The following is a 12,205-nucleotide window of genomic DNA, read 5'->3' as shown; positions in this document are numbered from 1 at the left end:
ATAATCGGTGATTGATTATCAACTATAAGCACGACTGCCTGTCGTACAGAAAAGCTTGAGCATGTGCCCAAGCTTATAGTACTTGCGATAAAAATTTGATGGTTCTTGGATTTTGTGGATGTTCAAAGATATCTTCTGGAGTTCCTTGTTCTTGAATAATACCTTCATCCATAAATAATACGCGATCACTTGTTTCACGGGCAAATCCCATTTCGTGTGTTACGATCACAATTGTCATTCCTTGATCCGCCAATTCTTTAATGACTTCTAGTACACCTTTTACCATTTCTGGATCTAATGCACTTGTTGGTTCATCGCATAAAATTACATCTGGATGCATAGCTAGAGCACGAACAATAGCTAGACGCTGTTTTTGTCCACCAGATAATTTTCTTGGATATTCATCCTTCTTATCTTCCAAGCCTACTTTTTTAAGCAATTCAATTGCTTCTTTTTCAGCTTGGGCCTTTGGTGTTTTAAGTTCTAGAATTGGTGTGATGGTAATATTTTCTAAAACTGTTAAATGTGGAAATACATTAAAGTGCTGAAAGATCATTCCAATCTTTTTACGATGTGTATCAATATCAACATTTTCAGCTGCAATATCTATACCTTCGAAAATGATTTGTCCACTAGATGGTTTTTCTAATAAGTTAAGACAACGTAAGAAAGTAGATTTTCCTGAACCACTAGGTCCAATAATACTAACAACTTCTCCTTGATGGATTGTTTGATCAATTCCTTTTAATACTTCAAGATCTCCAAAATTTTTATGTAAGTCTTTTACAACAATTAGTTCCTTAGTCACTGACACTCAACTTCCCTTCCATGTATTTAATTAATTTTGATAATGAATATGTAACAATAAAGTAGATCAAACCAACAATTACTAATGGTTCAATGGATTTATAAGTAGCCGATTTAATAACACTGTTAACAGTCATTAATTCTCCAATATAGAATGTACTTGCCAAAGATGTTTCCTTGATCATCATAACGAATTCATTACCTAGGGCAGGCAAGATATTCTTGATAGCTTGAGGAATAATGATTTTAGTCATCATATGTACATTTGACATACCAAGTGATTTGGCCGCTTCTCTTTGTCCTTTATCCACAGATTGAATACCTGAACGAATAATTTCAGCCACATATGCACTTGAATTAATGACAAGGGCAATAATCACACTCACAATCATTGGCATATTTCCATTTGTCAAATAAGAGAAAATATTGATGAACAACCATAATTGTAGTAATAGTGGTGTTCCACGAATCAATTCTACATATACACCCGCAATCGCTTGTACGATTTTATTCTTTGATAGTTTTACTAGGGCAAATAATCCACCAATAATTGTACCAAAAATAACAGTAATAGCAGCAAGTCCTAAAGTAATTCCTAAACCTTTTAATAATTGTGGCCAGCAATATTGAACGATTTGAACACATGTTCCAAAGAATCCAGTCGCTGTTAAAGTAAATTGTTCACTACTCTGTTTCTTTGCCGCTTTATACCACTCTTCATATAAACCTTTTTTATTGACTTCCTTTAAAATTTTATTGACTTCTTTCATCAATCTCTTTTCACCTAAAGGAGCACCCACACGATTACCTGCATAATCTTGATCAATATTGAATAATTCATCTAACTTCGCAAGTTCAGAGTTCTTTTCAATATATTCATCAGCTGTACCTTCAGAGCATGCAACAGCTTGTACCGTACCATTCTTTAATAGGGCAACACCATCATCAATACTTGAAATGGATTGTAGTTTTGCGTCCGGAATTTGATCTTCTGTATATTGTTGCTGGATTGATCCTTGTTGAGCAGCCACCTTTAAGCCAGTTAGATCTGTTAACTTCTTATACTTATCTGCATCTTTTTTTGCGATAATAACAGCCTGTCCACCAGTATCCTCTGTCATATTGTATCCAATAGACATTTCCATCTGTTGCGCACGTGCTGGTGTATAAGCTAATCCAGTAATTGCTAAATCAATTTCTTCAGTTTGAAGATTTGCCAAAACTGTATCAAAACTTGCGGCTTTGATTGTTAATTTAACACCCATCTTTTTCGCAATATATTTTGCTAATTCAATATCAGAACCTACATATTGCGCTTGTCCTGTTTTTGTTGAGTCAATAAATTCATTAGGTGGAAAATCAGGAGATGTACCTACAATCAATTCTCCTCTTTCTTGAATCTTGTCTAATAAATCGCCTGTTGTTGATGTATCTGTTTCATCGGCAAATGCAGGCATAATACTAGACATCATGATCATAAAACTTACTAAAAATGCCGAAATTAATTTAAATCCTTTTTTCATATCTACCATTCCCTTCTAATAAAAAAAGCCGTCCTTGAATATACAAGGACGACTATAAAATCGCGGTACCACCTTATTTCCTGCACTAATGTACAAGCCCTTAACTCATAACGGGAGTATCCGAAGCTTCCTCAATCTTCGAAAGCTTAGCTCTAAGACACGTTCACCCTGTGCTTACTGTTCCATTTCCACCATCAGGAACTCACTATCAGCAGCATCCACGACTACTTCTTCTTTTCATTGCCTCTACAAAGGATGGCTTTATTATAAACAAACATTTTTTTAAATGCAACAGAAAATTTATGATTTTATCAACACCTGAATTTCATCCACATTTAGTGAACAATATTCAGAAATTTGTTCAAGACTAAAACCATCTTCATACATCTTGCAAACCATTTGTTTCACTAGTTTATTTGCTTTTTCTACTTTCTTATCAGCTTCTTGGTTTAATTTATTCGCTTCTTGTAATGCATTTTTTGCTTCTTCTTTTGCTTTATGAGCCTCTTCAAGTTCAAGCTGTCGTTCCATTCGCTCTTCATTTTCATGTAGTTTTCTAAAATCTTCTATTATTTTCTTCCAACCATCATCCGATATGGTTTCTACACGCTTCTCTAACATTTGAATCACCCCATCACTTTCTATCATCACCTTAATTTTACTATCTTCGATTCCTTTGTGGCAATTCAAAAAGTAATAAATCATCTTTTCCTGTTCATTCATGTCTTCAAGAGGCTTATTTAAATCTACTTTTGGCATTTCTATTGTACGTAACTTCATACGATCTTCTTTTTCTTCTTTCACAAAAGGTAAGTCACCGTCACATTTATACCTGAAAGTATTACATATATTATCATTTGCAAAAATACTCACATTAAAGAAAATCATGACAATGGTTTCCTTTAATTGACTGTAACTTTTTCCTTCCATGTCTTGTGAACCATGAAGCCTAGCCGAATAATAAGGAAAGCGATTCATCATATTATCTTTAGTTTGTCTTAACTGCATTTCTAAATCCACTGTTGTTTGATCATCAAATTCGACTAATAAATCTAATCGTAGACTCTTCATTTTACTATAGTCTTTTACCATTTCTGAATTCTTAACAACCACATGATTGACCTTTCTTTATAAAAATACTGTGAGTAATGATTTTAAGGCATCATTAGCCTCCTTACAATCTTCGCCAAACACATACTTAAAGGCGAAATCATTTAATAAATTTGCGCTACGCATGAGCACCTCATTTCTAGTAGGCATTTCCTACATACTCATATACGTAAAAAAAGGAATTTTTCTAAAAAAAGCGCCTTTCGACGCTTATTCGGCTTCAATCTCCTTAATGAGACACTCATTACCTTGAAGAAGAACTGTATGTTCACTCTTACAATATGGACACTCTCTTCCATATTGAATCGTATCATATGTTTTTTCACATTCATTGCAAATCGTAATGGCTTCAATCCATTCATATTCTAGTGTTGAGTTCTCAATTAAAGGAACTTTTTTCTTATAATATTTCCAACAATCTACTAAATACTCAGGAACAATTCCACTTACTTTTCCTATCTGCAAAGTCACTCTACGAATATCTGTAATATTATTTTCTTGTGCAAGTTCTTCTAATGTTTTTGAAATATGTACAACAATTCCTAATTCATGCATACTATTTCTTCTTATTGCGAATAATCTTGATTTGGCGTTTAGCCGCATACGGCAAGATAGCCTTCATCTTATCTTCCGCCTTAACCATTCTTGCACCATCTTTGATATCACGCGTTAAGTGGATCGCATCAAATTCGCATTTTGTCGTACACAAACCACAACCAATGCACTTATTGGTATCAACAATACTTGCACCACATCCAAGACATCGATTGGCTTCAATCTTAACTTGTTCTTCTGTAAATGTCGAACGTAAATCTCTAAAGGATTTTTCCCCCAACCCCTTTTTAATACCAGGTATCTGTCGTTTGGCATGATCAAAATCAATATCAATCAATGCGTTATTCTTATCAAATTCATTAAATAAATGTAAGTCTCTTCCAATTGTTAGAGAATGCCCCTTATGAACAAAACGATGCATAGATTCAGCTGCTTCTTTACCATGACTAATCGCATCAATCGCAAATTTTGGACCTGTATACACATCACCACCCACAAATACATCTTCAACAGATGTTTGAAGTGTTGTACCATCCGCTTTGATTGTTCCATTTGGATTTACTTCTACATCCAATCCTTGAATTGGAATAATACTTTGTCCAATTGAAAGTAATACATGACTACATTGTATAGTTTCCAAAACACTCTCATCATAGCTTGGATTAAATCTTCCAGTTTCATCCTTTACACTTACACATTGTTTAAATACAATTGAATCTTCTAAGATTTTCTTTGGACCCCATCCACAATGAAGAAGAATTTTCTCTTCTTTAGCTTCTAATACTTCCTCAGGACTAGCCGGCATTTCGCCTTCTTGTTCTAAAGAACATAAATGAACCTTTTGTGCCCCACTTCTTAAAGCTGCACGAGCTACATCTATCGCAACATTTCCACCACCAACGACAACCACATCGCCAGAAATTAGATTTGGATTTTCTGTTTTATTCACCTTACGCAAGAAATCAATTCCAGATTCAACCATCGCATTATCTTCTCCTGGAATATTTAATTTTCTTGATCCTTGAGCACCAATGGCCACATAGAATGCTTCATATCCCTCATTTCTTAAATCATCCAAAGAAATGTCTTTACCTACTTCTATGCCACACTTGAACTCAATACCCATAGCTTTTAACACTTCAATTTCAGCTTCAATCACAGACTTCTCTAATCTAAAAGATGGAATGCCATAGACCAACATACCGCCTGGTTTTTCTTCCTTTTCGAATATCGTGACAGGATAGCCCATTATCCTTAAATAATAAGCGGCACTCATGCCAGCAGGACCTGCACCAATAATGGCCATCTTATTTGTAAAAAATTTGCCTTCGACATTTTCACATAAAGGAATATAACGCTTATCTTCATGAAGTTCTTGTTCGGCAATAAACTTCTTGATTTCATCAATAGCCAAAGGCTCATCAATCAATCCACGCGTACACTGTTGTTCACACCTTCTATTACAAATAGCTCCACATACGGCTGGAAATGGATTAAAGTCTTTAATTAACTTTAATGCATCCATATAGCGACCTTCTTTCGCCATCTTAATATAGCCTTGTACCGGTAAATGTGCAGGGCATGCACTCTTACAAGGTGATGTTCCAGTTTCATAACAGTTGACTTTAGCTGTATCTCTAAAATTCCAGTTCCACTTTTCAGGGCCCCACTTTACATCATCAGGAAGTTCCTGTTTAGGATATGATACAGGTCCATCTTTTGTACAAAGTTTTTGACCCAATTTTGCCGCTCCTACAGGACAAATTTCCACACACTTTCCACACGCAACACACTTTTCACTATCCACATGAGCCCTATAAGCACTTGCCGACATATTTGGCGTATTAAACAATTGACTCGTTCTTAATGCGTTACATACGCCATGTGCACAGTTACATATCGCAAAAATCTTATCTTCTCCATCAATATTCGTAATCTGATGTACATATCCTTTTCTTTCACAACGTTCTAAAGTTTCAATAACCTCTTCATACGTACAATAATGACCACCCTTGTTTGTCTGTACAACATAGTCAGCCATATCACCTACCGCAATACAAACATCCGCTTCAACATCACCAGTTCCTTCACCTCTAACACGTTGTTGTCTTCTACATGAACATGGAGAAAGTGCGTATTTATCGTATTTATTCAACCAATGCGAAATCTTTTCTACACTTACCGCTTGCTGATTTGCATGAATCGCCTTTTCTACAGGAATAACATGCATACCAATGCCTGCTCCTCCAGGTGGAACCATTGGCGTTACCTTTTCAAGTGGTAATCGCGTCATCTTTTCAAAGAAATCCGCAACAATTGGATGTTCTTCTACAAGATCTTTATTCATAACCATAAATTCAGCTGCTCCAGGAACAAACTGAGGAAGCACAAACTGTTTATGATGATCCTCATTTTCCCAGTTGTATTCAATCATTCCAATGTCGCATACTTCATTTAATACACGATTTACTCTTCCCGCTGGCCATCCACTTCTTTTCACTACTTCTTCAAAAGAAAGTGGTTTACGCACTTCAAAACACAAACATAAATCGCATTGTTCATCATTTAAGATTTCATTTAAACACTCATATTCAGGGTCTGTTTGGGATAATTTTTTTACTTTAGCTGGAATACGATCCGTGATACGCCTTGCCAGTTTATCAATATTATCTCGATATGTCATATTATTCCTTCCAGGCCTTTACTTCATTTTCAAGCCACTTACACCAGTCATCAATTCCCTCACCCGTTTTTGCGCACACCTCAAAAATTTTCGCATTTGGATTACGATACAAAATATTCTCTTTACATTTTTCTACATCAAAATCAAAGTATGGCAATACATCCACTTTATTAATTAAAACCACATCACACACTTGAAACATCAATGGATATTTTAAAGGTTTGTCATCTCCTTCTGGAACACTTAAGATAGCCATATTTTTAGTGGATCCCGTATCAAATTCAGCAGGACATACTAAATTTCCTACATTTTCAAGTACAGCCAAATCTAAATCTTCCATACCCATTTCATGCAATCCTTGACGAGTCATATCTGCGTCTAAATGACACATACCACCTGTATGTAGTTGAATCGTGCGTATGCCATATTCACTGATGGTTTTGGCATCTACATCACTATCAATATCCGCTTCCATAATACCAATTCTCATTGTATCTTTTAGTCTTTCTAACGTTCTAGATAGAGTTGTTGTCTTCCCTGCTCCAGGACTTGACATAACATTCAATAAGAACACACCTTTATCTTTACATTCTTCTCTTAATTTGTTCGCATCTTTATTATTATCTTCAAATACACTTTGTTTTACTTCTATAATTTTATACATGATACAAACCTCCTAAAATCATTGTAAACGATTTCAAACCAGTAGTAAATAAACACATGTTAGTCTTTGCACACCTTGAAAAGTAGTCACTTTTCGCCTATCATAATCTATATGAAGATCTGTATGTACCAAATGTCTGTTTCAATGGATAACCAACAAAATATAGCTAAACTAAAAAATATTCCAGACTGTGATATTTTAGTTCTTTGTGAAATGTGGAATTGTCCCTATCATAATGATGCACTTAAAACAGCGTATTTGCGTCATGATGAAAGTTTGATGGCTTTAAAAAAACTAGCTAAATCGCATAGGATATGGATTGTGGCTGGTTCCATTTGTGCTGACAAATACAATCGCTGTTACATATTAAATTGTGATGGCGACATTGTTTGTTCGTATGATAAAACACATCTTTTTGAATTTCATAATCGACAGGATTATTGCGAAAATGAAGTGTTTGTACCAGGAAATCACCTACAATGTTTTGATACGCCATGGGGAAGATGTGGCATTTTATTATGTTACGACATCCGATTTCCAGAAGTATCCAGAATTCTAGCTCAAAATGGAGCACAAATTCTATTTTGTCCGGCTGCCTTTAATGAGCAGGCTACAAAGAAACATTGGAAGCTATTTACTCAAACACGCGCCTTAGAAAATGAAGTCTTTTTGTGTGGGGTTGCCCCAGCTAAGTATACGTATAAAAACTATACTTCAGGAGGCCACTCTATTCTTGTGGATGGTTTTGGCAATGTTGTAGTGGAGTTGGGTGAAGAAGAAGCATACAAAGTTGTAGATATCGATTTAAACGACATTGAAAAAGTAAGAAAAAGGATGCCTTATTGGAAGGTACGTAGAAATGATTTATATGAATTAAAGGAGATCAAAAAATGAAGACAATTCAAATCAATGAGATCGAAGGATTTCAAATTGGTAGTGCACAAGATATAGAAAATGCGACTGGCTGTACAGTCATCTTATGTAAAGAAGGAGCCACAGCTGGTGTAGATGTACGTGGTGGTGGTCCAGCCACTCGTGAAACAGATTTATTAAATCCAAAGAACATGGTTCAAAAGATTCATGCGGTTACATTATCAGGTGGTAGTGCTTTTGGTTTAGAATCAAGTAGTGGTGTTATGCAATATTTGAGCGAACACGAAATTGGTTTTGACATGAAAAATATCTATATTCCAATCGTATGTGAAGCTTGTCTATTTGATTGTGGTGTAGGTAATTCTAAAGCGTATCCAAACAAACAAATGGGTTATGATGCTTGTATGGAAGCTGAAAAAAATGATCCAAAACAAGGAAATGTAGGTGCAGGAACAGGGGCTAGTGTTGGTAAATTCTTTGGCCCTCAATATGCGATGAAGGCAGGACTTGGATTTTCAGCCCTACAAATGGGTCCATTAAAAGTAGGAGCTATTGTAGCTGTGAATGCGTGTGGTGATATTTTCTATCCAAATTCAGACAAACCAATTGCAGGTATCTACGATAAAAACACAAACACAAGATTGTTTAGTGAAGATGAAATCTTAAAGGCAGCTGAAAAGATGATCAATTCTTGTGGTATGAATACGACAATTGGTTGTATCATCACAAATGCGGATTTAAATAAAGCACAAATGAATAAGATTGCGAGTATGGCGCATAATGGATATGCAAGATGTATCCGTCCAGTCCACACTTCAAGTGATGGAGATACTATTTTTGCGATGACATCGAATAAAGTTCCTGCAGAACAAGATCTAGTTGGAATCATGGCCGTAAAAGCAATGGAACAAGCTATTGTCAATGCAGGTACACTTGCAGATAGTGCTTATGGTCTAGCTAGCTATAAAGAAATCACAAAGGACTAATCATTAAAGTATCGCTACGGTGATACTTTTTTGTTTAACGTGTCAGAAAATGACAAAAGTGCAGTATCTGTAACGTTAACTGCACTTTTTTAAGGTTTAATCTAAAATTTTTCCATCAATTGAAATTGTGACGACTTGCCAAGGAATGAACTTTTTACTTTCCTGCAAAGCTTTCTTAACCGCATTTTCAAGACCACCACAACAAGGTACTTCCATACGAACAATGGTTACACTTTCAATCGAATTCATACGAATAATATCACAAAGCTTTTCTGAATAATCCACACCATCGAGTTTTGGACATCCAATTAGAGTCACTTTATTTTTCATAAATTCCTGATGGAAATTGGCATAGGCATAAGCAGTACAATCCGCAGCTATTAAAAGCTTAGCATGTTGAAAGAATGGTGCGTTGATAGGTGCTAGCTTAATTTGAACAGGCCAAGATGTTAGTTGACTTGATACATCAATCGATGGACTTGATACAACTGGATTCAGTGTATGCATCATAGACCCAGGACATCCTGAATGCATGGTGCCCGATTCTTGCATGCGCTTTTCCATATTCTTTTTTACAGCCTCTTCATCATAAGCTAGAGTATCTTTTTCAATAAATGAAATAGCACCTGTAGGACATGTTGGTAAACAATCCCCTAGTCCATCACAATAATCATCACGCATTAATTTCGCTTTTCCATTCACTAAGCCAATGGCTCCTTCATGACAGGCATCCACACAGATACCGCATCCTGTACATTTATCTTCATCAATTTGTATAATTTTTCTTAACATAAAATCATCCTCATTTCTTATGAACTTATTTTAGTGTATAATACAATCAATTTATGTTGTTTAAACCACGAAAGAGAGATATTTATGGATTTACAATTAAAAAAATACAAGAAAAATGAAATTATTTATCATATAGAAGATATTCCTCAAGCCATTGGCATTGTCAAAGAAGGAAGTGTTGTCATAGAAACTGTAGACTTTTTAGGCAATGTTTCCCTATTGTCACGTATAGGTCCCAATCAAATGTTTGCGGAAAGCTATGCCCTAACCAAAACACCTATGTATGTATATGTAAGAGCCATCGAGGATTGTACGATTCAATTTTTAGATGTTCAAACCTTAGAAAAATCCCCAGAATTAAAAAATCAAATGATTCAAATACTTTCAAATAAAAACAAGATGTTGTCACAACACATATTCCATATTTCCAACAAAACCATTCGCAATAAAGTGTTGTCATACTTATCGTTTATGAAACTAGAAACACAAAATTCTACCTTTAAGATTCCGCTTGATCGTCAACAGATGGCTGACTATTTAAACGTAGAACGAAGTGCCTTATCAAAAGAGCTTTCCAAAATGAAAAGTGAAGGTCTAATTGATTATCACAAGAACACCTTCACTGTCTACTCTATTTAATTTTAACTGGTACAAAACCATCATTGGTTAATATCTGTAGTTCTTTAAATCCACAAGATTGAATCAAGTCTAAGCTAGATTCAAAAGCACAATCCAAATAGTTCTTATCATGACAATCACTGTTTAGACAAATACGCGCATTCTTTGCGTATAAATATTCCAATATATTCTTAGATGGATATGGTGTTTTACGATAGCCTCTGGCGATAGCTCCGGTATTCACTTCAAAAATCTTATCGTTGATCAACAATCGGTCAATGCAATCGCAAACAATATTCATATAGTCTTTATCATTAAATTGAAAATAAGACTCGTCCTCATTATATTTGGTAATCAAATCCAAATGTCCAATGATATCCACTTCTTGCCAATCATACATATTCGATAAGTCTGAATAGTAGTCTTTACACATCTTTTTATAGTCACCAGAATAGGATTCAAATAAAGAATCAAATACAGGCTTTGAATAATCCACAGCAGTCTCACCTAAAAAGTGTTTACTTCCAATCACATATTCAAATGGAGCTTTTTCAGCAATTCTTCCTAACATATCTTCTTCAATGCCTAAATGGATTTGAATAGATGAAGAATATTTCAATTTAATTCTCTCAACCTCTGAAATATATCCTGAAGTATCTCGCATGGAACTTGTATCCACGTCCAAATATCCATGACCTGAAAACCCAAGAATGTCAAAGCCCTTTGAGATGGCTTCTAAAGTCATTTCTTCAATCGTATCTTTTCCATCACAAAAGATGGAGTGCGTATGTAGATTCTGTTTCATGATAATTTCTCCAACCAGGCTTTACAACCCTCATTAATATCATTATAAGCTTTTTCAAAATCATTACTATACCAAGGATCCGAAACATCTCTTGACAATAATTTATAAATCTTGTGATCTGGATCATTATTGAACATACGATTTAGATTACGCATATTATTTTCATCCATACAAATTAAATAATCATACGACAAATAATCACTCATTGTAGCTTGTCTTGCGTAATGTCTAGAAAATGGAATCCCCTTTTCTTTTAGTTTGCGCTTAGCCGGAGGATAGATATCATTACCAATTTCTTCACGACTTGTAGCTGCACTAGAAACATATAGTTCGACTCCATTTTTCTTTGCCAAATCTTTCATAATATACTCAGCACTAACACTACGGCAGATGTTCCCATGGCAAATAAACATAATTTTCTTCATATTCAAATTAAACCTCCTTATACCAGATTATATCAAGTTATGCCTATAAATATAGGTTATTTCATCATTCGCTAAGTTCCCTCAAATTTGTATTAACCTTGCATACTCTTGCATATCATACCATGTAATGGGCACAAAATAGGCACTAAAATTTTAAAGTTTGTGCCCATGGATTTTAGGCACATTCAACTCATTATTTATTTACATGAATCTGTTAGTAAAAAATTTAAAACTATAATTCTTTTATAGCTATTTTATAATTTCATACAAAAGTATAAATAAGTAAACAAATGGTGTAGAATAATAAGTGGGAGCTAACTATATAAAATTCAAGTATTTTTTATGAAAAAGTTTGAAAATACAA

The 12,205-nt window shown here is 34.8% G+C and carries 12 protein-coding genes and 1 other annotated feature; of the genes, 3 read left to right on the top strand and 9 right to left on the bottom strand.

The genetic code is table 11. The annotated features are described in order from the left end of the window. Window positions 1-73: 73 nt before the first annotated feature. The 6 genes from LJE08_RS10970 to hypB form a co-directional block, all read right to left on the bottom strand. The gene (locus tag LJE08_RS10970) at window positions 74-808 is read right to left on the bottom strand and encodes an amino acid ABC transporter ATP-binding protein (protein WP_117925701.1); all 735 of its coding nucleotides are present in this window, start codon (window positions 806-808) and stop codon (window positions 74-76) included. Further along, window positions 801-2,330 (bottom strand): ABC transporter substrate-binding protein/permease, encoded by a 1,530-nt coding sequence (locus LJE08_RS10965; protein WP_227403225.1) that lies wholly within the window; start codon window positions 2,328-2,330, stop codon window positions 801-803. The genes LJE08_RS10970 and LJE08_RS10965 overlap by 8 nt, the downstream gene beginning before the upstream one ends. 41 nt (window positions 2,331-2,371) lie before the next feature. After that, window positions 2,372-2,580 (bottom strand) — a binding site (T-box leader). A 50-nt stretch (window positions 2,581-2,630) separates the two neighbouring features. Then, the gene (locus LJE08_RS10960; protein ID WP_370633269.1) at window positions 2,631-3,401 is read right to left on the bottom strand and encodes a PD-(D/E)XK nuclease family transposase; all 771 of its coding nucleotides are present in this window, start codon (window positions 3,399-3,401) and stop codon (window positions 2,631-2,633) included. 249 nt (window positions 3,402-3,650) lie between these two features. Next, a complete protein-coding gene (locus LJE08_RS10955) occupies window positions 3,651-3,995 on the bottom strand; it encodes a hydrogenase maturation nickel metallochaperone HypA (protein ID WP_118115861.1) in 345 nt (114 codons plus the stop codon). A 1-nt stretch (window position 3,996) separates the two neighbouring features. After that, window positions 3,997-6,678 (bottom strand): FAD-dependent oxidoreductase, encoded by a 2,682-nt coding sequence (locus tag LJE08_RS10950; protein WP_227403223.1) that lies wholly within the window; start codon window positions 6,676-6,678, stop codon window positions 3,997-3,999. 1 nt (window position 6,679) lies between these two features. After that, window positions 6,680-7,342 (bottom strand): hydrogenase nickel incorporation protein HypB, encoded by a 663-nt coding sequence (gene hypB, locus LJE08_RS10945; protein WP_117925698.1) that lies wholly within the window; start codon window positions 7,340-7,342, stop codon window positions 6,680-6,682. A gap of 111 nt (window positions 7,343-7,453) precedes the next feature. On the opposite strand from hypB, the gene LJE08_RS10940 reads away from it, so the two are divergent. Further along, the gene (locus LJE08_RS10940; protein ID WP_186998464.1) at window positions 7,454-8,236 is read left to right on the top strand and encodes a nitrilase-related carbon-nitrogen hydrolase; all 783 of its coding nucleotides are present in this window, start codon (window positions 7,454-7,456) and stop codon (window positions 8,234-8,236) included. Then, on the top strand, window positions 8,233-9,201 hold the full coding sequence (locus LJE08_RS10935; protein WP_227403222.1) for a P1 family peptidase: 969 nt from the start codon (window positions 8,233-8,235) through the stop codon (window positions 9,199-9,201). Before LJE08_RS10940 ends, LJE08_RS10935 begins: the two co-directional genes overlap by 4 nt. Window positions 9,202-9,297: 96 nt before the next feature. On the opposite strand, the gene LJE08_RS10930 is transcribed toward LJE08_RS10935, so the two are convergent. Beyond that, entirely contained in the window at window positions 9,298-9,993 is a 696-nt protein-coding gene (locus tag LJE08_RS10930) for an ATP-binding protein (protein WP_217256694.1), read from the bottom strand. An 84-nt stretch (window positions 9,994-10,077) separates the two neighbouring features. Between LJE08_RS10930 and LJE08_RS10925 the strand changes: the two genes are divergently transcribed. After that, window positions 10,078-10,632: a Crp/Fnr family transcriptional regulator gene (locus LJE08_RS10925; RefSeq protein WP_227403221.1), complete on the top strand. Its 555-nt coding sequence runs from the start codon at window positions 10,078-10,080 to the stop codon at window positions 10,630-10,632. On the opposite strand, the gene LJE08_RS10920 is transcribed toward LJE08_RS10925, so the two are convergent. Continuing rightward, window positions 10,625-11,416, bottom strand: coding sequence for a histidinol-phosphatase (locus LJE08_RS10920; protein ID WP_117925693.1), 792 nt, complete (start codon window positions 11,414-11,416; stop codon window positions 10,625-10,627). The genes LJE08_RS10925 and LJE08_RS10920 overlap by 8 nt on opposite strands. Further along, complete coding sequence (locus LJE08_RS10915; protein WP_227403220.1) at window positions 11,413-11,841, bottom strand: low molecular weight protein-tyrosine-phosphatase; 429 nt, start codon at window positions 11,839-11,841, stop codon at window positions 11,413-11,415. The genes LJE08_RS10920 and LJE08_RS10915 overlap by 4 nt, the downstream gene beginning before the upstream one ends. Window positions 11,842-12,205: the final 364 nt, after the last annotated feature.

The organism is Holdemanella sp. DFI.5.55 (assembly GCF_020593575.1).
Taxonomy (GTDB): Bacteria; Bacillota_I; Bacilli_A; order Erysipelotrichales; family Erysipelotrichaceae; genus Holdemanella; species Holdemanella hominis.
This window is presented reverse-complemented; position numbering and strand designations above follow the sequence as displayed.